The 22406-nt window shown below is 45.4% G+C and carries 18 protein-coding genes, 20 tRNA genes, 2 rRNA genes and 1 riboswitch; of the genes, 6 read left to right on the top strand and 34 right to left on the bottom strand.

The features are described 5' to 3' along the window. Nucleotides 1-354 precede the first annotated feature (354 nt). Nucleotides 355-1557, bottom strand: a complete 1203-nt coding sequence (metK, locus tag M3191_RS06715) for a methionine adenosyltransferase (protein ID WP_251699239.1) — start codon at nucleotides 1555-1557, stop codon at nucleotides 355-357. A gap of 188 nt (nucleotides 1558-1745) precedes the next feature. Next, nucleotides 1746-1865: riboswitch (SAM riboswitch) on the bottom strand. Between the two features lie 172 nt (nucleotides 1866-2037). On the opposite strand from metK, the gene pckA reads away from it, so the two are divergent. Further along, nucleotides 2038-3624, top strand: coding sequence for a phosphoenolpyruvate carboxykinase (ATP) (gene pckA / locus M3191_RS06720; protein ID WP_251699241.1), 1587 nt, complete (start codon nucleotides 2038-2040; stop codon nucleotides 3622-3624). A 169-nt stretch (nucleotides 3625-3793) separates the two neighbouring features. Next, the gene (locus M3191_RS06725; protein WP_251699243.1) at nucleotides 3794-5176 is read left to right on the top strand and encodes an MFS transporter; all 1383 of its coding nucleotides are present in this window, start codon (nucleotides 3794-3796) and stop codon (nucleotides 5174-5176) included. A gap of 692 nt (nucleotides 5177-5868) precedes the next feature. On the opposite strand, the gene M3191_RS06730 is transcribed toward M3191_RS06725, so the two are convergent. The 6 genes from M3191_RS06730 to M3191_RS06755 all read right to left on the bottom strand — a co-directional run bounded on the left by M3191_RS06730 (nucleotide 5869) and on the right by M3191_RS06755 (nucleotide 9694). Then, entirely contained in the window at nucleotides 5869-6663 is a 795-nt protein-coding gene (locus tag M3191_RS06730) for an alpha/beta hydrolase family protein (RefSeq protein ID WP_251699245.1), read from the bottom strand. Then, nucleotides 6653-7048, bottom strand: coding sequence for an NUDIX hydrolase (locus tag M3191_RS06735; protein WP_251699247.1), 396 nt, complete (start codon nucleotides 7046-7048; stop codon nucleotides 6653-6655). The genes M3191_RS06730 and M3191_RS06735 overlap by 11 nt, the downstream gene beginning before the upstream one ends. A 91-nt stretch (nucleotides 7049-7139) precedes the next feature. Next, the gene (locus M3191_RS06740; protein ID WP_251699248.1) at nucleotides 7140-7499 is read right to left on the bottom strand and encodes a transposase; all 360 of its coding nucleotides are present in this window, start codon (nucleotides 7497-7499) and stop codon (nucleotides 7140-7142) included. Nucleotides 7500-7557: 58 nt separating this feature from the next. Continuing rightward, nucleotides 7558-8883: an NAD-dependent malic enzyme gene (locus tag M3191_RS06745; protein ID WP_251699250.1), complete on the bottom strand. Its 1326-nt coding sequence runs from the start codon at nucleotides 8881-8883 to the stop codon at nucleotides 7558-7560. Nucleotides 8884-9002: 119 nt separating this feature from the next. After that, on the bottom strand, nucleotides 9003-9182 hold the full coding sequence (locus M3191_RS06750; protein ID WP_251699252.1) for a putative motility protein: 180 nt from the start codon (nucleotides 9180-9182) through the stop codon (nucleotides 9003-9005). 62 nt (nucleotides 9183-9244) lie between these two features. Next, a complete protein-coding gene (locus tag M3191_RS06755) occupies nucleotides 9245-9694 on the bottom strand; it encodes a Dps family protein (RefSeq protein ID WP_251699254.1) in 450 nt (149 codons plus the stop codon). 100 nt (nucleotides 9695-9794) lie between these two features. Here M3191_RS06755 and yidD point away from each other — a divergent pair, with 100 nt between their 5' ends. Beyond that, entirely contained in the window at nucleotides 9795-10025 is a 231-nt protein-coding gene (gene yidD / locus M3191_RS06760; RefSeq protein ID WP_251699256.1) for a membrane protein insertion efficiency factor YidD, read from the top strand. A 120-nt stretch (nucleotides 10026-10145) separates the two neighbouring features. Beyond that, the gene (locus M3191_RS06765) at nucleotides 10146-11117 is read left to right on the top strand and encodes a metal ABC transporter solute-binding protein, Zn/Mn family (RefSeq protein ID WP_251699258.1); all 972 of its coding nucleotides are present in this window, start codon (nucleotides 10146-10148) and stop codon (nucleotides 11115-11117) included. 47 nt (nucleotides 11118-11164) lie between these two features. Here the strand turns inward: M3191_RS06765 and M3191_RS06770 are convergent, their stop codons facing one another. From M3191_RS06770 to M3191_RS06790, 5 genes are all read right to left on the bottom strand, one after another. Further along, nucleotides 11165-12610 carry an o-succinylbenzoate--CoA ligase gene (locus M3191_RS06770; RefSeq protein WP_251699260.1) on the bottom strand — a complete coding sequence of 482 codons (1446 nt, stop codon included), beginning with the start codon at nucleotides 12608-12610 and terminating at the stop codon, nucleotides 11165-11167. Nucleotides 12611-12684: 74 nt separating this feature from the next. Next, nucleotides 12685-13503, bottom strand: a complete 819-nt coding sequence (gene menB, locus M3191_RS06775; protein WP_251623560.1) for a 1,4-dihydroxy-2-naphthoyl-CoA synthase — start codon at nucleotides 13501-13503, stop codon at nucleotides 12685-12687. Next, nucleotides 13469-14344, bottom strand: coding sequence for a 2-succinyl-6-hydroxy-2,4-cyclohexadiene-1-carboxylate synthase (gene menH, locus M3191_RS06780; protein WP_251699262.1), 876 nt, complete (start codon nucleotides 14342-14344; stop codon nucleotides 13469-13471). Before menH ends, menB begins: the two co-directional genes overlap by 35 nt. After that, nucleotides 14337-16049, bottom strand: a complete 1713-nt coding sequence (menD, locus tag M3191_RS06785; protein ID WP_251699264.1) for a 2-succinyl-5-enolpyruvyl-6-hydroxy-3-cyclohexene-1-carboxylic-acid synthase — start codon at nucleotides 16047-16049, stop codon at nucleotides 14337-14339. Before menD ends, menH begins: the two co-directional genes overlap by 8 nt. Further along, nucleotides 16042-17427 carry an isochorismate synthase gene (locus M3191_RS06790; RefSeq protein WP_251699266.1) on the bottom strand — a complete coding sequence of 462 codons (1386 nt, stop codon included), beginning with the start codon at nucleotides 17425-17427 and terminating at the stop codon, nucleotides 16042-16044. Before M3191_RS06790 ends, menD begins: the two co-directional genes overlap by 8 nt. 172 nt (nucleotides 17428-17599) lie before the next feature. On the opposite strand from M3191_RS06790, the gene M3191_RS06795 reads away from it, so the two are divergent. Next, entirely contained in the window at nucleotides 17600-18532 is a 933-nt protein-coding gene (locus tag M3191_RS06795; protein ID WP_435368144.1) for a 1,4-dihydroxy-2-naphthoate polyprenyltransferase, read from the top strand. Nucleotides 18533-18705: 173 nt separating this feature from the next. Beyond that, on the top strand, nucleotides 18706-19455 hold the full coding sequence (locus M3191_RS06800) for a TraR/DksA C4-type zinc finger protein (protein ID WP_251699270.1): 750 nt from the start codon (nucleotides 18706-18708) through the stop codon (nucleotides 19453-19455). Between the two features lie 479 nt (nucleotides 19456-19934). Here M3191_RS06800 and M3191_RS06805 read toward each other — a convergent pair. The 22 genes from M3191_RS06805 to M3191_RS06910 all read right to left on the bottom strand — a co-directional run. Then, nucleotides 19935-20006, bottom strand: a tRNA-Glu gene (locus M3191_RS06805). Nucleotides 20007-20014: 8 nt separating this feature from the next. Continuing rightward, nucleotides 20015-20105, bottom strand: a tRNA-Ser gene (locus tag M3191_RS06810). Between the two features lie 9 nt (nucleotides 20106-20114). Further along, nucleotides 20115-20189: transfer RNA gene (locus M3191_RS06815), tRNA-Asn, on the bottom strand. Between the two features lie 6 nt (nucleotides 20190-20195). Beyond that, a tRNA-Ile gene (locus tag M3191_RS06820) sits at nucleotides 20196-20269 on the bottom strand. A 1-nt stretch (nucleotide 20270) separates the two neighbouring features. After that, nucleotides 20271-20344, bottom strand: a tRNA-Gly gene (locus M3191_RS06825). Nucleotides 20345-20350: 6 nt separating this feature from the next. After that, nucleotides 20351-20426, bottom strand: a tRNA-Phe gene (locus tag M3191_RS06830). An 88-nt stretch (nucleotides 20427-20514) separates the two neighbouring features. Beyond that, a tRNA-Asp gene (locus M3191_RS06835) sits at nucleotides 20515-20590 on the bottom strand. Nucleotides 20591-20593: 3 nt separating this feature from the next. Then, nucleotides 20594-20668 (bottom strand) — tRNA-Met (locus tag M3191_RS06840). A gap of 75 nt (nucleotides 20669-20743) precedes the next feature. Then, a tRNA-Ser gene (locus M3191_RS06845) sits at nucleotides 20744-20836 on the bottom strand. 19 nt (nucleotides 20837-20855) lie between these two features. Then, nucleotides 20856-20932: transfer RNA gene (locus M3191_RS06850), tRNA-Ile, on the bottom strand. Nucleotides 20933-20939: 7 nt separating this feature from the next. Further along, nucleotides 20940-21013, bottom strand: a tRNA-Met gene (locus M3191_RS06855). A 21-nt stretch (nucleotides 21014-21034) separates the two neighbouring features. Next, a tRNA-Ala gene (locus M3191_RS06860) sits at nucleotides 21035-21110 on the bottom strand. Nucleotides 21111-21118: 8 nt separating this feature from the next. Then, nucleotides 21119-21195: transfer RNA gene (locus M3191_RS06865), tRNA-Pro, on the bottom strand. A 15-nt stretch (nucleotides 21196-21210) separates the two neighbouring features. Further along, nucleotides 21211-21287: transfer RNA gene (locus M3191_RS06870), tRNA-Arg, on the bottom strand. 16 nt (nucleotides 21288-21303) lie between these two features. Continuing rightward, a tRNA-Leu gene (locus M3191_RS06875) sits at nucleotides 21304-21392 on the bottom strand. Between the two features lie 8 nt (nucleotides 21393-21400). Then, nucleotides 21401-21475 (bottom strand) — tRNA-Gly (locus M3191_RS06880). Nucleotides 21476-21483: 8 nt separating this feature from the next. Beyond that, nucleotides 21484-21565, bottom strand: a tRNA-Leu gene (locus M3191_RS06885). 28 nt (nucleotides 21566-21593) lie between these two features. Beyond that, a tRNA-Lys gene (locus M3191_RS06890) sits at nucleotides 21594-21669 on the bottom strand. Nucleotides 21670-21675: 6 nt separating this feature from the next. Beyond that, nucleotides 21676-21751, bottom strand: a tRNA-Thr gene (locus M3191_RS06895). A 21-nt stretch (nucleotides 21752-21772) separates the two neighbouring features. Continuing rightward, nucleotides 21773-21848, bottom strand: a tRNA-Val gene (locus tag M3191_RS06900). A gap of 154 nt (nucleotides 21849-22002) precedes the next feature. Then, nucleotides 22003-22118, bottom strand: a 5S ribosomal RNA gene (gene rrf, locus M3191_RS06905). 162 nt (nucleotides 22119-22280) lie between these two features. Then, a 23S ribosomal RNA gene (locus tag M3191_RS06910) occupies nucleotides 22281-22406 on the bottom strand; the annotation flags it as partial.

Consider the following 22406-nt stretch of genomic DNA (forward strand, 5'->3'; position numbering starts at 1 on the left):
CACCTTTATTTATTTTTAGACACTACTAAGATGATGATACTCACTAACGCAACAAAAGCCACTATCCCTATGAGAGCCACAATTAATAATAAGCTGAACGCCATTTTGGAATCGCCTGCCTCACTTTTCTTGTTATATTATAAACGCTATGAATCTGGTTAGGTTCCCTTTGTATCCACCATTCTCTGAGTTCTCGTTTTTCCCCGGTAACTTCTCGTTCTTCGCGAAAGAGTTCTCGTTTTCCGCCAATAACTTCTCAGTCCACGGTAAATAGTTCTCGTTCTCCCCAAAAACTTCTCATTCCACAATAAAAAAAGGAAGCCAGGATTTCTCCTTTGCTTCCACACTTTTACATCAAACAGTCAGTCCAGCTTTCTCAAGCAATTCAGCCGCTTTGTCCGTCTGCTCCCAAGGAAGTTCAACGTCGGTACGTCCGAAATGTCCGTATGCCGCAGTCTGCTTATAAATTGGACGGCGCAGGTCGAGCATTTTAATAATGCCTGCCGGGCGTAGATCGAACAGCTCGCGCACGATTTCCACAAGCTTGCTTTCCTCGACTTTGCCTGTGCCGAATGTATCGATGGAAATCGAAACCGGTTTTGCAACACCGATTGCATATGCAAGTTGGACTTCACAACGATCTGCGAGACCAGCAGCAACGATGTTCTTCGCTACATAACGTGCAGCATAGGATGCTGAACGGTCGACTTTTGTCGCATCTTTTCCGGAGAATGCACCACCGCCATGACGCGCATAGCCGCCATATGTATCAACGATGATCTTCCTACCCGTCAATCCGGCATCCCCTTGTGGTCCGCCGATAACAAAACGTCCAGATGGGTTGATGAAGTATTTTGTCTCTCCATCCAAAAGCTCGGAAGGGACGACTGGATAAATAACGTGTTCCTTAATGTCATTTTGAATTTGTTCCAAAGTGATATCAGGGTGGTGTTGAGTGGAAATGACAATTGTGTCAATCCGCATCGGTTTATTATCCTCATCATATTCCACCGTCACTTGTGTTTTTCCGTCAGGACGCAAATAATCAAGTGTGTCATCTTTTCTCACTTGCGCAAGTCTGCGTGAAAGCTTGTGGGATAAACTGATTGGCATCGGCATTAGCTCAGGCGTTTCATTACAAGCGTAACCGAACATCAGCCCTTGGTCACCCGCTCCGATCGCTTCAAGCTCTTCATCACTCATTGTCCCTTCACGTGCTTCCAGTGCCTGGTCAACGCTCGCAGCAATATCAGAAGATTGCTCATCGATGGAAGTCAATACAGATGATGTCTCCCAGTCGAAACCGAATTTCGCTCGAGTATAGCCGATCTCCTTAACTGTGTCCCGTACAACTTTCGGGATGTCTACATACGTTGTTGTCGTGATTTCCCCGATGACGAGTACGAGTCCTGTAGTAATCGTAGTTTCACAGGCTACGCGTGCATTCGGGTCTTCCTCTAAGATAGCGTCCAAAATGGCATCAGAAATCTGATCGCACATTTTGTCCGGATGTCCTTCTGTTACCGACTCAGAAGTGAATAATCGGCGATTTGTCATTGTGGTTTCCTCCTTAACGTCTTGCAAATATTGATACGGTACTCTAATTGTCCCAGTAAGTTCAGCGCCTAGAGAGTCGACGTCAACATACACAAGGATTAAGGGCTTTATAGAAAATCAATAAAAAAGCCCTTCTCTCACGTAAATACACATGAGGAAAGGCATAATTTCAATAGCAGCACCTTTCACTCTTATCGTCCAAGGAATTCAACCTTGCTCCAGGTTTGGCACCTTCTCGCGGCCACTAATGGTCCACGCAGGTTGCCGGGCTTCATAGGGCCTGTCCCTCCGCCAGCTCGGGATAAGAGTATCCGTTCAATAAACAATCCTACGAAAAAGTCTGCACTTTGTCAAACATTTTTAGACATATGTACTTGAGTTTTTCATTAGTATAGATTATTATTCTAAATGTGTTATACTATTTACGAAATGTGATGATACCCATCTAATGGGATTACATGCAAAGGACGGTACCAAAAAATGATTTCAGCTAAAATTGAAAACGGATTACACGAGTTACTTTCAGGCAACAACGTAAACATACAGCCTTCAGTGGCGGAACTGGTTGAAAAAGCTACTTCCCGTGGAGAAGCGAAACTTTCCGCAGACGGCGCCCTTACTGCCGAGACAGGAAAGTATACAGGTCGTTCCCCTCAGGACAAATATATTGTCGAAGAAGACTCTTCAAAAGACAAAATCGACTGGGGCAAAGTGAACCGCCCAATCTCATCTGAAATCTTTGATTCATTATATAAGAAAGTTCTTAAACACTTGAAAGCGAAGGAAGAACTCTTCGTATTCAAAGGCTTTGCAGGGGCTGATAAAGCATCTCAGCTATCCATTCAAGTCATTAACGAATTTGCATGGCAAAACCTATTTGTCCATAATCTCTTCATCCGCCCTACTGCAGAAGAGTTGAAAACCCATGAAGCACAATTCACAGTTATTGCTGCTCCAACGTTCAAAGCGGATCCTACAGTTGACGGAACGAAATCCGAAACCTTCATCATTGTATCACTTGAAAAGCGCATTGTGTTGATCGGCGGTACGGAATATGCGGGAGAAATGAAAAAATCCATTTTCTCCGTCATGAACTACTTGCTTCCTGAGCGAGGCATCCTTCCAATGCACTGCTCAGCTAACGTTGGCGAAGAAGGGGATGTCGCTTTGTTCTTCGGCCTTTCCGGCACAGGAAAAACGACGCTTTCCGCAGATGCTGACCGCAAGCTGATCGGTGATGATGAGCACGGCTGGTCCGAAACTGGCGTCTTCAATATCGAAGGCGGCTGCTATGCAAAAACGATTAATCTGTCACAAGAGAAGGAGCCTGAAATTTACGGAGCGATTCGTTTCGGTTCCGTTTTGGAAAACGTCGTCTTGAATGAAAAGACGCGCAAGCCGGATTATGACGATAATTCATTGACTGAAAATACGCGTGCAGCGTACCCAATCAATTATATTGATAATATTGCAGTGCCATCTGCTGCGGGACACCCTAAGACGATCATCTTCTTGACTGCAGATGCATTCGGTGTTTTGCCTCCAATCTCTAAATTGACGAAGGAACAAGCAATGTATCACTTCCTGAGCGGTTTCACGTCGAAACTTGCAGGAACTGAGCGCGGCGTCACTTCACCGGAAGCAACATTCTCTACATGCTTTGGCGCCCCTTTCCTTCCGTTGCCTGCAACGGTCTACGCAGAAATGCTAGGGAAGAAAATCGACGAACATGATGCTCAAGTATTCCTCGTCAACACAGGTTGGACTGGCGGAGTTTACGGTGTAGGTCAGCGTATGGCATTGAAGCATACCCGCACTATGGTCCGCGCAGCGCTTGCTGGCGAATTGAACAATACAGAATTCGAGATGAATGCAGTTTTCGGTCTAGCAATGCCTAAAGTCATTGCCGGTGTACCGACTGAAGTATTGAACCCTCGCAATGCATGGAGCGATCCAGCGGCTTATGATCAAAAAGCGAAAGAATTGGCTGATCTATTCCGTGAGAACTTCACGAAATTCGGTCATGTTTCTGAAGAAATCACTCAAAAAGGCGGACCAATTGCCTAATCATTATAGAAAAAGTAACGATCCAGGTGCTATTTTTGCACCTGGATCGTTTTTATCTTTCGGCATGCAATTCATTTTCTCCCATAAAGTTTGCTCAAATATAATTTCGCATAGAAACACTAATTCTGCAGACAATAAATTGAGTGATTTTAAAAAGGGAGAGTAAAATATGACAACTGCTTATAAAGGTACAAATAAGTTGATTATAGGAATAGTATTTGGTGTATTGACATTCTGGTTATTTGCACAATCAATGGTGAACGTTGTTCCTGCAGTTCAGAACGATTTAGGCATTTCCTCCGGGACCGTAAACATTGCAATTAGTTTAACTGCACTTTTTTCAGGAATTTTCATTGTGGCGGCAGGTGGTCTTGCTGATAAAGTCGGGCGGAAGAAAATAACAAACTTAGGTCTTATTCTAAGTATCATTGGTTCCCTTTGTCTAGTTCTTGCAAATGGGGCATTCTTACTCATTATTGGCCGGATCATTCAAGGTTTATCAGCTGCGTGTATTATGCCTTCAACGATTGCCTTGATGAAAGATTATTTTGAAGGGGCAGAACGTCAACGGGCACTAAGTTACTGGTCAATCGGTTCTTGGGGTGGTTCTGGTGTCTGTTCATTATTTGGCGGAGCTGTTGCAACATATTTGGGATGGAAATGGATTTTCATTTTCTCCATCATTTTTGCAATTCTTGCCTTGTGGTTACTTAAAGACACTCCTGAGAGTAAAGCAAAACAAACCGGTAACTCCAAGTTTGATGTTAGCGGCCTGATTGTATTTATCATCACAATGTTAGCTTTGAATATTTTCATTACACAAGGTGATGAACTTGGTTGGACTAACTGGATTACGATTGTTTTGTTAGCCGTTGCAGTTATTGGCGCATTTGCTTTCATTAAAGTTGAGAATGGCAAGGAGAACGCATTAATCGATTTTAAATTATTTAAAAACATGCCTTATACAGGGGCAACTATTTCAAACTTCTTGCTCAATGCTGTGGCTGGAACGCTTGTCGTTGCAAATACGTATGTACAACAAGGACGAGGATTTACATCCTTCCAATCGGGTATGCTTTCCATCGGTTATCTGGTTGTCGTACTTTCCATGATTCGCGTCGGTGAAAAGATTCTTCAAAAAGTCGGTGCGAAAAAACCAATGGTTTGGGGTACTATATTTACACTCATCGGTGTTGGTGTGATGGGTCTCACGTTTTTACCGGATCTCGCCTATACTGTCGTAGTATTTTTAGGTTTTGCTGTGTTCGGATTTGGGTTAGGAATTTATGCGACCCCTTCCACCGACACTGCCGTCTCGAATGCACCGGATGAAAAAATAGGTGCCGCTTCAGGAATTTATAAAATGGCAAGTTCACTCGGTGGAGCTTTTGGAGTCGCAATTTCAGCTACTGTATATGCGGTGATTTCAGAAAATAGCGGGGTACATGCAGCAGCAACCGGAGGTATCATTGCCAACGTCATTTTCGCAGTGATTGCATTGTTATCAATTATCTTCCTTGTTCCAAATGATGCCAGTAAACGCAAAGCTTAACAACCATTACGGTTGCTTCTAAAAGGGATTGAAATCAAATTGATTTTAATCCCTTTTGTCTTATTAGACGCATTAATGAACAAACGTTAGACTACACGACGTTGATTTCCGTTAAGGGCGGACGCTTTCTTACCTGTAGTCAAGTGTTTTACTGATTTCTTTAATTTGAGATGCTATTCATGTCAACAGGCTGTTGCTTTCCGTTCCGGCGCACGCTTTCCGCGGGGCATGGCTTGAGCCTCCTCGGTCGCGAAAGGCATGCGCCCTGCGGGGTCTCAAGGCTCATGCTATTCCCGCAGGAGTCGGCGCCTGCACTACAAGCAACAGGTGCCACTATATTAGAGAAGTGAGTATGACAAATAGACCTGACGGATATTTGTTATTTCCGCAAGGCCATATGTGCTCTAGTGAAATTATCCTGTTACGAAACTTTGTAGACACGCTAAGGAAATACCATTGATTGGAGCGGAGGTCGGCGACTCCGGCGGGAACAGCGCGAGCTGAAAGCCCCGCAGACACGAAGTGACGAGGAGATTGAAGCCGTGCCCGCGGAAAGCGTCCGACCGCAGCGGAAATCAACTTTTCTAGTTTTAACACAATATTAAAACGAAAAAGACTGTAGGCAAACCCTAAAATCTCTGGTGTTTGTCTACAGTCTGAAACAACCATTTACGGTTGTTTTTTTATTGATTTTATTCATTCCCTTGCCGTCTCATCCAATCACATAAATCCCGTACAATCTGCGCATTATGCGCGGTCGGGAAGTAATGGGTATAGTCGGGGAAATACCAGGTTTCGTACTGCTTCTCCTTCTCACGCAATGCATCCTCAAGCAATATCGCCTGTTCAAACGAAACATTTTCATCCTTCATGCCGTGGATAATCAAAACAGGCGCATTGATTTCATCCACTCTGAATAATGCCGTCCGTTCACGATATGCTTCAGGCATGTTATTCGGAGTGCCGCCGATGACACGCTTCATCATACGGCGCATATCCTCGCGTTCATTATATGTAAAGATGACATCCGAGACACCAGCCCAAGTCACAACAGACGTGATATCCTCGCGTAAAATCGCTGTCCATAGTGCCATGATGCCGCCACGGGAGAAAGCATAAAGATGGATCCGATCCTTGTTCAACTTCGGACTCTGCTTCAACACTTCAACTGCATAGACCGCATCTTGGCGATCGTCCCCTGCGAACTCATCACGCCCTTCACCGCCCCTGTTGCCACGGTAATAAGGAGCAAATACGACAAAACCTTGGGAAGCGAACTGGGCAATCCGGGCAGGACGGACCATGCCGATATGCTGCATGCCTCCGCGCAAATAGATGATCCCTTCATAGTTGCCTCCACTTATCGGTTCAGCAAGCAAACCCTTCACCTTCAGCCCATCCGACCAATACGTTATTTCTTCAAGACGGATACTTGGATTCGGCGATGGATACGCTCTCCGGTGGAAAATCGCCCCGTTAGGAAACATATGCATCCACCCACTTTCGGATTTTTACCATTCCGGCATCTTTCATATGGAAACTCAGCTCATTGCAATTTGCCAATTCTTCATCGGTCATCCACAATGCGCCTTCCGTTTCGAATAACTCTGGATTTTCATCAATGCTGGAAACTTTCCCTGTAAATACAGCCTTGCAAAAAGTCACATTGCTCATGACGACGTACTCGGCAAATTTGACAAGATCCGTAATTGTCACGCCTGTTTCTTCAATCGTTTCTCGAATTGCGGCTTCGGAAATCGTTTCGCCGTTTTCCGCCTTGCCGCCGGGGAATTCGATACCGCGGATGGAGTGGCGAGTAACGAGCCATCTCCCTTCATGCTTCAATACAACGAGCACATGTCTAGCTTCCATGCCTATGCGATTCTCCCCGAAAGTCAGCTCAACTTGTGCTCCTCGTAAATCCATAAATGTAGTTGCTATTTGACTTCACGTCCTTTCTCGCTCAATTGGATGGTTGAACGGGAGCCGAGGTGATCAATGGCCTGCCTTTTGCAAAATACGGCAGCTGTTCAATGAACTTCTTCGTTTCAACATCCGTAAATTCATGGATCAATGCATAGAGCATCATCGTCCTGCGATCGACATCATGATTGTCCCGATCATAATGATAAGGGATGTATGGCAAATGGGATCGCAGGAAGTTGCGGAATTCCAGTCGATCCATCTGACTGAAAAGTTGTTGGAAAACCGGCAGAAACTCCCGGCTCATCTCCAACTCGTATTCCCAAGGTGAAGCATATTTATGTGGGTAGATTTGTTGATTGGCGATTGATACGTACATTCTGACTTTGTCGTTTTCCATAAGTGACCCATCCTTTTTTGTCGTAGTATGGATCACTTTGGACAAACGATACAGCATTTCAGATAGAACTTACCTTTTCATTTGCGACGCGTTCCACAGCGTTCGCAACATTTTCATGCACTGCTGGATCCAGTGGATGTGGAACGAGGTCACCCGGTTTCGTACTATCCAGAATTGCGAGCGCAGCAGCGATGAGCATCGGATATGTGATCTCTTCCGCATGCGCATTTAAAGCCCCTCTGAAAATTCCAGGAAAACCTAGTATATTATTCACTTGCCTGCCATCCGCGGCAAATGCAGCTCCTGCTTCTAGCGCAGCTTCTGGATCAATTTCCGAATTCGGATTGGACAGCGCCAAAATAATTTGACCTTTACGGACCATTTCGGGTTTGATCAACCCTTGCACGCCAGTCGTTGCAATAACAATATCACAAGTTTGCATAATCTCTTCGACTGATTCCAAAGCGGTTCCGCCATGCTGTTTCAGTCTTTCAATGGCTTCAGGATTCGGATCAACTCCGCGCATTTCCTTCACACCATATGCCATGAACATCCTGCTAATTGCAAGGCCCGCCGCACCCAATCCAATTTGGCCGACGACGGATTGAGACAATTCCACTCCCGATTGTCGGCATGCCGAAAGTGCTGAAGCAAGCGTGACGACAGCTGTTCCGTGTTGGTCGTCATGCATGACCGGAATAGGTAGTTCCGCTTTTAGACGCTCTTCAATTTCGAAACAATGCGGCGACCCGATATCCTCCAATAGAATCCCTCCGAAGCTTTGGTGGATATGCTTGACGGTTTCCACAACCTCATCAGGATCGCTCGTGTTAAGTAATATCGGAATTCCGCTGATACCTGCGAATTGATCGAACAGGACCGCCTTTCCTTCCATGACAGGCATTCCTGCGACAGGACCAATATTTCCAAGACCTAAAATTGCCGTCCCGTCCGTCACAATGGCGACCGTGTTTGAAATGCCAGTGAAATAATCTGCCTGCACCGGATCGTTTTGAATCACTTTACATACATTAGCGACTCCTGGCGTATAAATTCTACGGAGATCTCCCAAGGAACGGACTTCCACCCTGCTCTTCATCGCAATCTTGCCGCCTTCATGTGCGTGCAAAACATCATCTGTTACAGCATGTACTTGAATTCCGTCTCCGATTGCATTGATGGCTTCTACAATTTGCTCCAACTGCTCCTCGCTCGTGCACTGAACGGAAACATCCCTTATTGTCGATAACGTGCCAACTTTGATTGTTTGGATATCTCCAATATCACCCTTCAATTCACCGATGGCTAAAGCCACCTTTGCAAAATTTCCAGGTTTCGATGGCGTTTCAATAATTAAATTCCGTATGAATTGGATATGTGACATGATGTCGCCTCCTATTATGATCCCTATACTTCCCGTACCCCATTTTACACATAATAAGAGGAGTCAACAAAAATAAAGTGCGGATTTCCTAGGACAACAGGAAATCCACACTCAATTCTTCATGCTTTCATATCGACAGCGGAGCCTTTATAAGGATGGGCTGCTGGTTGGTCCTGCATACTTTGCAGCATATCCGTCACTGCATTTGCATTCACCGATAATGCCTTGTTCATGACACTCAATTGAACAGTAGATTGCAAACTTCTCAATTGACTTGCCATAATGGAGTTCATGTCCATAAACCATTCCTCCTTTACAATGCTATTATCGGAATAAAAACCGATGATTCAAGAACAAGTCATCATTTATTGTCTTCACCAAGGAATGCGTTCAACATCCATTGGTGCTTTTCGATACTTTGATACGTCGCATTCAATATATCTTCCGTCATATCATCGCCGTCTTCAGCGGCAGCTTCCATTCCTTTTTTCAAGGACTTCATAATTTTATCGAAATCATCGGCTATTGTCTTAACCATATCCTCGGCTTTTTCATCACCTTTTGCCTCTTTTACGACTGATTGCTCCAAATGCTCTTTTAATGTCGCCGTCGGATTTCCTCCAAGCGTCAAGATTCTTTCGGCGATTTCATCCATATGTGCTGTCGCTTCATTGTAAAGCTCTTCAAATTTCGCATGGAGCGTGAAAAACTGCTTCCCTTTTACATACCAATGATAATTATGCAATTTCGCATACATGACTGACCATGTGGATACTTGTACATTCAGTTCTTCCATTAATTCCTTGGACATAAAAAAACCCCTCTTCAACTTTTTTATAATGCTTCTCTCTGTTAATTTACCACTGGAACCAATAAACTAAACATATAAGAGGAAGCAAGGAGTTCTTACATTGAAATCTATACTGATCGGTATTATAAAGATATATCAAAAAATCATCTCTCCACTCACCCCGCCATCATGCCGGTTTTACCCTACATGCTCGCATTACGGAGTTGAGGCGCTACAAAAACATGGCGCACTAAAAGGGACGTGGCTAACAATTCGCCGAATTTCTAAATGCCATCCTTTCCATGAAGGTGGCTTTGATCCGGTTCCTGATAAAAACGATATAAAAAAATGAACTTTTCCCGGCCTAGGCCGGTTTTTTTTACTTGTAAGTTGCGGAAACTGTTCATATCTTGTATTATTAAAAAGCATTCAAATCGTAATCATTACTATTAAGTTAGCGGAGGATTTACTTATGAAAAAGAAGTCACTCGTTCTTCTCGCACTCATCATGATGTTAATCATTAGTGCTTGTGGGAACAAGAATGATAAAAGCAAGACAGAGACCGGCAATGATGGGAAGTTGACCGTCTTTACGACGGTATATCCCCTACAATATTTTACGGAGCGGATCGGCGGGGATTTTGTTAATGTTACGTCCATCTACCCTGCAGGAGCGGATGAGCATTCATTCGATCCGACACAGAAGGACATGATTGCGCTCTCCGATGCGGACCTGTTCTTTTACATAGGACTTGGGCTTGAAGGGTTCGTGGAAAATGCCCAAAAGACATTGAAGAACGAACAAGTGGAATTCGTAGCTACTGGGGAAGCCATTTCGGAAGATCAACTGGAAGCAGGGCATGATGAAGAGGGACTTGATGAGAATGACGAAGAAGGACATGACGGGCATGACCATGGCCAATTCGACCCCCATGTGTGGATTTCTCCAAAGTTAAGCATCGAACTCGCTACCTCTATAAAAGAAGCGCTCATTTCAAATATGCCCGATCAGCAAGAAGCATTCGAAAAGAATTTCGATCTTTTGGAAGATGATTTAATGGAATTGGATGAGCGATTTAAGGAAATGGCGAAAAACTCCAGTGCAAAGACCTTCTTCGTATCACATGCTGCGTTCGGCTACATTGCGGATGAATATGGTTTACATCAAGTGGCGATTGCCGGATTGAATTCACAAAGCGAACCGTCCCAAAAGCAGCTTGCTACGATTGTCGAAGAGGCAAAAGAGAAAAATGTGAACTATATTTTGTTCGAACAAAATGTTTCATCGAAGTTGACTGAAGTCATCAGAAGGGAAATTGGCGCAGAATCTTTGATGATTCATAATTTAGGAGTCCTCACACAAGAGGATATTAAAAATAATGAAACATACTTTACGTTGATGGAACGAAACCTCAAAGTGCTTGAAAAAGCGCTTAGTAACTAATGCAAAAGTAGGATTGGAATCCCAGGAGGAATCTCAATCCTACTTTTTTATTTGCCCAAAGCCCATTCTCTAAGTTCACGGCGAAGCAATTTGTTAGATGCATTGCGCGGCAGCTCGTCTACAAAGTGGAATGCTCTTGGAACTTTATATCTGCCAAGCTGTTGGTTACAATACCTTTCCAAATTCAGCTCTGTCAGATGTTCGTCGCCTACAATGAAAGCGACTGGCACGCTGCCCCATTCAGGGTGATCTACTCCGCATACACCTGCTTCTTTTACTTCTGGATGCGACATAAGTACATTTTCAATTTCAGCAGGATATATATTTTCACCACCGGAAATGATCAGATCTGATCGTCTATCGACAATGAATAAATAGCCTTCTTCATCGATATAGCCGATATCCCCCGTCGGCAGCCAGCCGTCTTCCAACGGCTCCCTGTCGGATGCATGCCCGATATACCCCGGTGTAACGTGAGGCCCCATAACGAGCACCTCGCCAAACTCTCCAGGTTGTTCGGCATCTCTGATCGTGATTCGATTGAAGAATAAAGGCTTGCCTGCAGAGCCGGACTTCCGTAAGGCATCCTCAGATGAAAGTGTTGCAGTTTGGGAACTCGTTTCCGTCATTCCATATGTTTGCAGAACAGGCAAATTATAATGCGCGGCTCGACGCAAGTATTCATCCGGAACTGGACCACCGCCGGCTAACATCGACTGAAATGAAGGATGAGCAACCGACCCATTTTTCTCAAATTCATCCAGAATCCTATGCAGCCCTGTCGCCACAACGGAGATTCTTGTAGCAGTCCCCTTTTCAATTTCCTCTACAATCGATTCAGCGTCGAATTTTTCATACAACCGTACGCCCATTCCGTAGATGACGGATCTTGCCAGTATGGAGAACCCGCTAATATGGAACAAAGGCATCGTACAAAGCCAAATGTCATCCTCCGACAATCCTAAATTCAATACGGAGGATAATGCACTCGACGTATGGTTGCCAGCCGTCTGTCGGACACCTTTCGGAAAGCCTGTCGTCCCTGACGTATACATGATTGTAATCGTCCTTGACGGTTCCCACATTTCCGTAAACGTGACAGGTTTCGCCTCACTTATTTTAATTGCGGAAAATAAGAGCTTAGAAGTGCTGACCTCTCTGATATGATCAATAAATTCATCATCGGCTATCAAAGTCGAAGCACCGCAATCTTTCAATTGCCATGAAATTTCTTTTGAGGATAGCCTGCTGTTCATCATGACGATTTCGAGTCCCGCCAACAGACATCCATGGATGACAAAAACCATCTCGGGTGTCGATCGGCCCAACAAGGCAATCCGGTCCCCTTCGTTAAGACCATTCCAACGTAATTTCCTGGCAATAGTAGCCGCCTTTTCCGAGAGTTGCCTGAATGTCCACTGTTTCTCCCCAAAGGAGAGAGCCATCCTATCGGGTGTCAAATACGCCCTTTGCAATAACCAATTCGGAATCATATACTCACCATCTCTCGAATAGAAAAGCTGCCTACGTGAACAGGCAGCTTGGATAATTTACTATGCTAACAATATTAAGGGAAACGTGGGAATTGTCCGAAGTCAGGCTTACGCTTCTCTTTGAATGCGTCGCGTCCCTCTTTCGCTTCTTCCGTTGTGTAGTAAAGCAATGTTGCATCTCCAGCCAATTGTTGAAGACCAGCTAGTCCGTCCGTATCGGCATTCATTGCCGCTTTGATGAAACGGAGCGCAGTAGGGCTCATTGCGAGCATCTCTTCACACCATTGAACTGTTTCGTCTTCCAATTGCTCATAAGGGACAACTGTATTGACGAGGCCCATATCCAATGCTTGTTGTGCATCGTATTGGCGACATAGATACCATATTTCCCTTGCTTTCTTATGACCGATGATACGAGCCAAATAACCCGATCCATATCCAGCGTCAAATGAACCGACTTTCGGTCCTGTTTGTCCGAAACGAGCATTATCTGCTGCAATCGTCAAATCACATACGACATGCAATACATGCCCGCCGCCGATTGCATATCCTGCAACCATTGCGACTACTGGCTTCGGAATGACACGTATCAATCTTTGCAGGTCAAGGACATTCAAGCGTGGAATTTCGTCATCCCCGACATATCCTCCATGACCGCGTACGGATTGGTCACCGCCTGAACAAAATGCTTTCTCGCCTTCTCCTGTCAAAATGATGACGCCGATACTTTCGTCATCTCGCGCACGAGAAAACGCATCGATCAGCTCCATTACAGTTTTAGGGCGGAATGCATTGCGCACTTCCGGACGGTTGATCGTCACTTTTGCAATGCCGTTGTACTTCTCATATTTGATATCTTCATATGTACGGATCGTTTCCCATTGACGTGTCATTTTCTTCCTCCTCCAAATATAGATCTTGCAAATACTCCATAACCATTGTAGCAAACAATCGTGGTTTTTCCACGTGAATTGCATGTCCCGCCCCCGGAACGACAGCATGTCGCCAAGTAGGAGAAAGTAAGTTCATTTCCCGGGCAATTGCTACAAATTTCGCATCCAATTCACCTGTTATAAGAAAAACAAGATTTGGCATCGAATGAAGGGCTTTCCAATAGGATTCCTGGCTGCCCGTTCCGATCCCTAACAGACTGTTGGCCAATCCGATTTCGTTTTGCTGTAGTCTTTCCTTCCTAATCGCTTTCCTTTTTTCTGCAGGAAGACTTTTTTGGGAATCAAACAGGGGGATGTTCTCCCATTTATCGACAAAAGAAGTTATGCCTTCCTCAATTATCTTACTTGCCAGCAACTTGTCCGCCGCCTTCCGTGCGGCTCTGTCTTGTTCTTCCCACAAGCCCGGAGACGAGCTTTCAAGGATCAAAGCCTTCACCCGTTCGGGGTAATTGATTGTGTACGCCAGTGAAATGCGTCCGCCCATCGAGTAGCCTACCAAATAAACGGAATCCAATTTCAAATACTCAAATAGGGCTTCCAGATCTTCAACCTGCTCCTCCATTGAATAGCGCTTGGGTTTATCCGGGATGCTAGTTTTTCCGTGCCCTGTCAAATCTATGGCAATCGTCCGATACTTCCCTTTGAATTCTCTACGAACTTCATTCCAAGTGGAGGCAGTTCCTGTAAAACCGTGTAGAAAGACGATAGCGGGCAAATGAGGATCCCCTTCCATCTCGACATGGATTGAAAGCCCACGCACCGGGACTTGAAGGTCAATCATTTCCTTCAAGCCCTTCAATGATGTCTGCCCAATAAGCTCGATGGGCCTTTACATTCACCGGCCTGCTTGTGAACACTTCAATGATTCGGACGTCTTTCGTCTTTTCTTTTTGCATTTCAGCCTTGAACTCTTCAACTGTATGTATGGCTGCGTATTGCGTGTCATACATGGCGCCGATATGTTCGAATGTCAAACCTGTAGGTGTCCCGAATAATTCTTCAAAATGGTTGGCTACGCCTGCTTGGGGAAGATAAGAAAAAATGCCTCCGCCGTCGTTATTCAAAATGATGATCGTTAAATTCGTCTTATGGAACCTCGATACGATCAATCCATTTACATCGTGTAAAAAGGACAAATCGCCAATTAGCAGATACGTAGGTCGTTTCCGTGCCGCTTCGATGCCGAACGCCGTAGAGACAACGCCATCAATGCCGTTTGTTCCCCTATTGGATAAAACGGTTATATCTTTCTCAGTCTTGCAGAAAAATGTGTCCACATCACGGATTGGCATGCTGCTGCCGCTTATTACATCACTGCCATCCGGAAGCATGTCGAATAAAGTTTTCACAATGACACCTTCATCTCCTGCAATGCCTTCATACCGTCTCGTAGCCGTCTCGGCGAATTCATCCGCTGAAGCCCAAGTCTCACTGTAGACGGTCGTTTCCTGCTGTCCTGGCACGTCATAAACCGCCTCTGGAGATGACTGCAGGTGATGCGTAACTACACCGAGCGAATCCCGGAATTCCGGTGATTCATCCACAGCTGCGAATACTTCCGGCCGATGTTTTTTCAAAAATAAAGACAATGGCTTCGAAACCGGCTGTGCGCCGAAACGGATGACCGTGTCAGGCACCGCCTCCGACTGGAATGTTTCACTTTTCAACAGGGCGTCATAATGAGCGATACATAGTGGCCTGCAGTCTTCAGGCACTTCAGATCTCAAATTGGATAAAGGATCACATAACACAGGCCACTGCAATCGCCGTGCAAAATTCCAGAATGCTTCCTTATCAAATCCAATAGGCAACTCCCCAGCGATGATCAGTCCTTTTTCAGTCTTCGAAAAAAGAGCGGCCAGCGATTGTTTCTGGGTACTTGAAAGGGCAATATCGCCATGGATCCTTTCAGCGAAAGTCGATGCCTTCGGTTTTCTGTCGAAATCGATCAGTAAAGGCTCCCGCAATGGAATGTTCAAATGGATCGGTCCCATCGGTTTGGTCATCGCAACAGAAACGGCACGATTGACATGCCTTTCCAAAAACCAATCCAGCTCTTCACTGTCCTCCGCGAGTGGAAGGTCGACACTGAATTTCACATGCTTGCCGTACATATTCAATTGATCGATCGCTTGTGGCGCGCCTACCCCCCTCAGTTCATGCGGCCGATCTGCCGTTAGGACTATGAGCGGGATGCGGGCGTAGAATGCCTCAGTGATTGCAGGGTGGTAGTTTGACGCTGCCGTTCCCGATGTGCATAGAAGGACAACGGGTCTGCCGGATGCCTTCGCTAAGCCGAGTGCAAAATACGCTGCTGACCTTTCATCCACTTGCATAAATGTCTCCAATTTATCTGATGCAGCAAAAGCATAAGCGAGAGGCGTTGAACGGGAACCCGGACTTATTACCGCCTCTTTCACGCCAGCCTGCAGCAACGTATCTGTCATTCGTAAAACATGGTCTGTCAACACTCGTTGTTCATCCATTCAACTTTCCCCCTAGCGCCCGCAATACCGGTCTGAATTTCACCCACGTCTCGTCATATTCCAGTTCGGGAACGGAATCCGCAACGATTCCTCCGCCCGCGTACAAATACGCCCGATCCGAATTGAGTAAACCGGAACGGATGGCAACTGCAAATTCTCCGTTGCCTGCAGCATCTGTCCAACCGATTGGTGCAGCATAATACCCTCTATCCATTTCTTCCTCGAGCCGAATGATTTCCAATGCGACATCTGTTGGGACTCCTCCCAATGCCGGCGTTGGGTGCAATGCTTCTACGAATGAGAAGATATCGTTCTCCTCTCCGAGAGACCCTTCAACAGATGTATACAGATGTTGGATATCCCTGATCTTCATTAATTTTGGCGTTTTCGGAATGTGCACTTCGCTGCAGTATTTATTAAAGATGTTCGAGATCATGCTGACGACATGCTGATGCTCTTCACGGTTCTTTCGATCACCCAATAGCGCTTCACCAAGTTCCCGGTCTTCCTGTGCCGATTTTCCGCGACGGATCGATCCGGCTACACATGCCGAATAGGCTTTCCCTTTCTTAATTTCAATTAGACGTTCAGGCGTCGCACCAAAGAATAGCGACTTCCCTATCTGAAGGCCGAAATGATAGCTCTCCTGCTGTTCATTCGTAATCGCATGCAATGCCTTGACGCTATTTACTTCCTGCTCAAATTGAAGTTCAAGTGCCCGGGCGATGACAACTTTGTCCGCCTTGCCTTTCTGTATTGATTCGGTGGCATTGTCTACGGCTTTCAAATACTGCTCCTTGCCCCGCTCTGTCGTTGCGATGACCTTATTTTGATTGGCAAAGTCAAACTCCTCGACCTGTGCGATATGGATCAGTTTGTCACGCTCTTCCCGAAGCCTTTCAAAGTCCAAGGCGGCTTCTTTACGATTCGTAATCATATTGATGGAAACGAGAGTCTTTCCTTCCTCGATTTTCAATTGGAAAGAAGGCACAACGAAATAACCGGACGGGAAATCATCCCACTCCGATTCCTTTCTGTTTTCCTCATCAAATGAAAATCCTCCAAAGAGGACTGGATCAATATCTTTTTCCTCTTTTATAAGAATGGAGCAAAGCTGTTTCCATTGCTCTGATATGTCTTTATAACGGCCGCTGGTTTTCCCGGTTGCCAACGTATAAGCTTGTCCAATCCCGACAATCGTTAAAGTCTTATCAGCGTTTTGCCAATAGAACCGACTGTCTTTGTATTGTGAAGCGCCTGCTTCAAAAAAAGACAAAGGTGATATCCTTCCGACTTCGACAGTTTCCGTGAAGAAGCGAGTACTCGGAGATATCATCACTTTTTGCATTTCACGAACATCCGTCATCTTGTGACCCATCATTTTCTCTCCTTTATCTTCAAACCATTATCTTACAATGAAACACTTATTATTTTTTATCGAAGAATGAATTCCTTACTTCCATTATACCGGAATATCGTCATCCTCGCATAGATAATGCAAACAAGGATACCTCTTTCAGCCGTTTTGGAGTACAATGGATATCGGAAACATGAGGATAGGAGAGAATACATTGCAACATACTATTAAAGCTGATTCCGGATGGCGAATATGGTGGCAGCTTACGAGACCACATACTCTGACTGCGGCTTTCGCTCCGGTTTTTCTAGGGACGATGATTGCTTTAACTCACGGAAAACTACATTTCCCGTTATTTTTCGCCATGCTGATTGCAAGCCTCTTCATTCAGATGGCTACCAATATGTTCAATGAATATTACGATTTCAAACGCGGATTGGACAATGAAAACTCAGTTGGCATCGGCGGGACAATCGTGCGGAATGGCGTACAGCCGATAACGGTATTGCTCATTGCTCTAGCGTTATATGCAGTTTCAGTTCTCATCGGGATTTATATCTGCATGGAGACTTCCTGGATGCTAGCCCTGGTTGGTGGAATCTCGATGCTGATCGGTTATTTGTATACCGGCGGACCGTTGCCGATCGCCTACACACCTTTTGGAGAGCTGGTTTCAGGTGTGGTCATGGGAATGCTGTTGATTCTGATTGCCTTCTATATTCAAACGGGCGCAGTAACGACAGATGCAGTGCTCATTTCCATTCCAAGCATGCTTCTCGTTGCCGCTATCATGATGGCAAACAACATTCGCGACCTGGAAGGTGATAAAGAAGGCGGCAGGAAGACGTTAGCCATTCTAGTCGGAAGATCCAATGCAATTAACATCCTTGCATCATTCTTTATCATTTCTTATTGCTGGATAATCATACTTATTGCGTTAGGTTATCTCACCCCGTGGGCATTGCTCGTATTTCTTAGTGTTCGTAAACCGATAAATGCGATTGCCACCTTCCGCACATATCTGCTGCCATTGCAGGTTATGCCTGCCATGAAGAACACAGCAGTCACAAATACGTTATTCGGTTTATTATTAGGGATCGGCATCCTGATTGGACATTATCTATAATTACTTTGATGGACTTGCACAGTTAATTGGCAAGTCCATTTTTTTGTCTGTATTTGTCTTCCATGTTTAGTTCATCGATTCAAAAGGAATTGAAAGGTACAATGCTTTCATTGCTATGAAGTCATCGGGCTATGACCATACTAATGCAACTAACATAAAAGGATGTGCTGATCATGTTAACGAATGAACAAAAAGCAGAACTAAAAGAAAGTTTGCTTGAAATGAAATCACAATTGCAGAAAACGGAAAGTACAACCGACATTAGAGATTCTGCCCGGGAAGAAGTCGGAGAGTTATCAACTTATGATAATCACCCGGGAGACATGGGAACTGAACTTTTTGAAAGAGAAAAGGACCTAGCCCTGCATGTCCATGCAGGAGACGAATCAGATAAAGTCGAGCATGCTTTGAATGCTTTAACAAATGGAACATATGGATATTGTGAAGTATGTAAAACAGAAATTCCCTTTGAAAGGCTGGAGGCACTTCCCTATACGACTTACTGTATAGATCATACGCCTGAGAGGGATATTCCGAACGATCGACCATCGGAAGAGGATATTCTAATTATGGCCAATCCTAACACCTTCGCGGATAGAAGAGATCGCACTGGAAGGGAAAGCAATGAGAGAGACAGTGAAGACAGCTTTCAAGAAATCGCTAAATCGGGGACTTCGGAAACACCTTCCGATTTTATAGGAGATCATGATGACTATAATACTCTTTATGATGATAAAATATTGGACGGCGCGGTGGAAGAAGTGGAGGAATTCATCAGTACAGATATCACAGGCGAAACAAGAGGATTTGTAAGATCGGAGATATCAGAGGAATATGAAGATAAATTAGATGATGAAGGGTTGGAATCTCCACTCGGGGACATCCCGTATCATCTGAGGGACAGCTATACAGGCGATAAATAAAGAAAACGAGGGCTGTTACAGGATGTCGACGATCATCGACTTCCTGCAACAGTCCTTTTTAAAAATTTTCTGCTTTTACATTGGGAAATGCTCATAAATTCTTATATTCACGCATAAACGCTTAGAATAACGCATAAAGTCGTGAAAGTGAGCATAAATCATATTACATACGCATAAATCTAGTTAACGGCGCATAAATCCAAAGAAGCACGCATAAAGCATTTTACACGTGCTTTTACGGAGTTATACGTGTTTACTGGTGATTATGCGTCTTAACTGAAGTTTATGCGTCTATTACTGCTAATATGCGTCTATAACTGCTAATATGCGTCAAACTTGCCGTTTATGGATTTTTAACTGCATTTATGCGCAGCTCTTAACATTTATGCGCTTCTAATCCTATACAGCAAGGGTTCTCTAATCAAAATAAAAAGCAAGTGTAGAAGAAAATAATTCTCTTCTACACTTGCTTACTAGTATGACCCCTACGGGATTCGAACCCGTGTTACCGCCGTGAAAGGGCGGTGTCTTAACCGCTTGACCAAGGGGCCAAAGAATATGGCGGAGAAGGAGGGATTCGAACCCTCGCACCGCTTTCGCGATCTACGCCCTTAGCAGGGGCGCCTCTTGAGCCACTTGAGTACTTCCCCGTATAAAATTGGCTCCGCAGGTAGGACTCGAACCTACGACCGATCGGTTAACAGCCGATTGCTCTACCACTGAGCTACTGCGGAATATGATGGGCCTAAGTGGACTCGAACCACCGACCTCACGCTTATCAGGCGTGCGCTCTAACCAGCTGAGCTATAGGCCCATGGAGCGGGTGAAGGGAATCGAACCCTCATCATCAGCTTGGAAGGCTGAGGTTTTACCACTAAACTACACCCGCAAAGAATGGTGGCTCAGGACGGAATCGAACCGCCGACACAAGGATTTTCAGTCCTTTGCTCTACCGACTGAGCTACTGAGCCACATTTGACTTGGATAGCTGATAATTTCTGTTGAATCACTTAGAAATTCGCAATCATCAAATCGTAACTAATATGTAATCAAAGAAAATGGCGGTCCCGACCGGGATCGAACCGGCGATCTCCTGCGTGACAGGCAGGCATGTTAACCGCTACACCACGGGACCATTTGGTTGCGGGGGCAGGATTTGAACCTGCGACCTTCGGGTTATGAGCCCGACGAGCTGCCACTGCTCCACCCCGCGATAATAATAGTTGTAGGAAATTCAAATCCTACATATTCAGTTGTCCTAGGTACCACTATTGCTGTTTTAAAGATATGGCGGAGGAAGAGGGATTCGAACCCCCGCGGGCTTTAACACCCCTGTCGGTTTTCAAGACCGATCCCTTCAGCCAGGCTTGGGTATTCCTCCGTAATGACTATTCAAATAGTGGTGGACCTTGCAGGACTCGAACCTGCGACCGGACGGTTATGAGCCGTCTGCTCTAACCAACTGAGCTAAAGGTCCTTTAGGATGGCGGCAGAGGGGATCGAACCCCCGACCTTACGGGTATGAACCGTACGCTCTAGCCAGCTGAGCTACGCCGCCAGGAAAAGTATTAAAGTAAATTGGTGGAGCCTAGCGGGATCGAACCGCTGACCTCCTGCGTGCAAGGCAGGCGCTCTCCCAGCTGAGCTAAGGCCCCATAAGAAGTGGTCGGGAAGACAGGATTCGAACCTGCGACCCCTTGGTCCCAAACCAAGTGCTCTACCAAGCTGAGCTACTTCCCGATATTTGTAAAGTAATGGCGCGCCCGGAAGAATTCGAATCCACAACCTTCTGATCCGTAGTCAGACGCTCTATCCAATTGAGCTACGGGCGCAATATATATATTTGTTTGGTGCCGAGAACCGGAATCGAACCGGTACGGTAGTCACCTACCGCAGGATTTTAAGTCCTGTGCGTCTGCCAGTTCCGCCACCCCGGCAAAAGATATGGAGCGGAAGACGGGATTCGAACCCGCGACCCCGACCTTGGCAAGGTCGTATTCTACCACTGAACTACTTCCGCATTGAAAGTGCGGGTGAAGGGAGTCGAACCCCCACGCCTTACGGCACTAGATCCTAAGTCTAGCGTGTCTGCCAGTTCCACCACACCCGCATATTCAGATCAAGACAGAGTCAAGAAATGGTGAGCCATGCAGGATTCGAACCTGCGACCCTCTGATTAAAAGTCAGATGCTCTACCAACTGAGCTAATGGCTCAAAAAGTGGTGCCGGCGATAGGAGTCGAACCCACGACCTACTGATTACAAGTCAGTTGCTCTACCAACTGAGCTACACCGGCAATTCATTATTTTTGTATATATGGTGGAGGATGACGGGTTCGAACCGCCGACCCCCTGCTTGTAAGGCAGGTGCTCTCCCAGCTGAGCTAATCCTCCGTTTTTGAATCGGGTTATTCTGCAACCTTCTTGCTTCTCTCGCTTTATACCAAGATCTGCAATAAACTTCTCACTACTACGTCAGCTTCACTCGACCGATTATGTAGCTTGTACATTTTTATCGTTGTCTGCTTACTATGTAATGATTTGGTTGGCCCGGCGACGTCCTACTCTCACAGGGGGAAGCCCCCTACTACCATCGGCGCTGAAGAGCTTAACTTCCGTGTTCGGTATGGGAACGGGTGTGACCTCTTCGCCATCGTCACCAGACTATATCGCCTGTCAATGAAGACAATATTGATTATACCAACTCTGATGATATTTACAAGTCTTTTTTTAAAGAAACTTATTTGAACGATGCTTATTCGTTCAAAACCGGATAAAACAGACATTATTGCTGAACTTCAAGTTCAACCGTACTTAAGTAACTATAAGGTTAAGTCCTCGATCGATTAGTATCCGTCAGCTGCACGTGTCGCCACGCTTCCACCCCGGACCTATCCACCTCATCTTCTTTGAGGGATCTTACTTACTTGCGTAATGGGAAATCTCATCTTG

The sequence above is a fragment of the Sporosarcina luteola genome, from assembly GCF_023715535.1.
Taxonomy (GTDB): Bacteria; Bacillota; Bacilli; order Bacillales_A; family Planococcaceae; genus Sporosarcina; species Sporosarcina luteola_B.

Coding starts and splice junctions, on each gene's coding strand:
- menB (WP_251623560.1), bottom strand. CDS start 13,503: ATGACACGTCAATGGGAAACGATCCGTACATATGAAGATATCAAATAT.
- M3191_RS06735 (WP_251699247.1), bottom strand. CDS start 7,048: ATGGAAGCTAGACATGTGCTCGTTGTATTGAAGCATGAAGGGAGATGG.
- menD (WP_251699264.1), bottom strand. CDS start 16,049: ATGGATGAACAACGAGTGTTGACAGACCATGTTTTACGAATGACAGAT.
- M3191_RS06745 (WP_251699250.1), bottom strand. CDS start 8,883: ATGTCACATATCCAATTCATACGGAATTTAATTATTGAAACGCCATCG.
- M3191_RS06765 (WP_251699258.1), top strand. CDS start 10,146: ATGAAAAAGAAGTCACTCGTTCTTCTCGCACTCATCATGATGTTAATC.
- M3191_RS06730 (WP_251699245.1), bottom strand. CDS start 6,663: ATGTTTCCTAACGGGGCGATTTTCCACCGGAGAGCGTATCCATCGCCG.
- M3191_RS06795 (WP_435368144.1), top strand. CDS start 17,600: ATGAGGATAGGAGAGAATACATTGCAACATACTATTAAAGCTGATTCC.
- M3191_RS06790 (WP_251699266.1), bottom strand. CDS start 17,427: ATGGGTCACAAGATGACGGATGTTCGTGAAATGCAAAAAGTGATGATA.
- M3191_RS06755 (WP_251699254.1), bottom strand. CDS start 9,694: ATGTCCAAGGAATTAATGGAAGAACTGAATGTACAAGTATCCACATGG.
- M3191_RS06750 (WP_251699252.1), bottom strand. CDS start 9,182: ATGGACATGAACTCCATTATGGCAAGTCAATTGAGAAGTTTGCAATCT.
- menH (WP_251699262.1), bottom strand. CDS start 14,344: ATGATTGACCTTCAAGTCCCGGTGCGTGGGCTTTCAATCCATGTCGAG.
- metK (WP_251699239.1), bottom strand. CDS start 1,557: ATGACAAATCGCCGATTATTCACTTCTGAGTCGGTAACAGAAGGACAT.
- M3191_RS06770 (WP_251699260.1), bottom strand. CDS start 12,610: ATGATTCCGAATTGGTTATTGCAAAGGGCGTATTTGACACCCGATAGG.
- M3191_RS06800 (WP_251699270.1), top strand. CDS start 18,706: ATGTTAACGAATGAACAAAAAGCAGAACTAAAAGAAAGTTTGCTTGAA.
- pckA (WP_251699241.1), top strand. CDS start 2,038: ATGATTTCAGCTAAAATTGAAAACGGATTACACGAGTTACTTTCAGGC.
- M3191_RS06725 (WP_251699243.1), top strand. CDS start 3,794: ATGACAACTGCTTATAAAGGTACAAATAAGTTGATTATAGGAATAGTA.
- M3191_RS06740 (WP_251699248.1), bottom strand. CDS start 7,499: ATGGAAAACGACAAAGTCAGAATGTACGTATCAATCGCCAATCAACAA.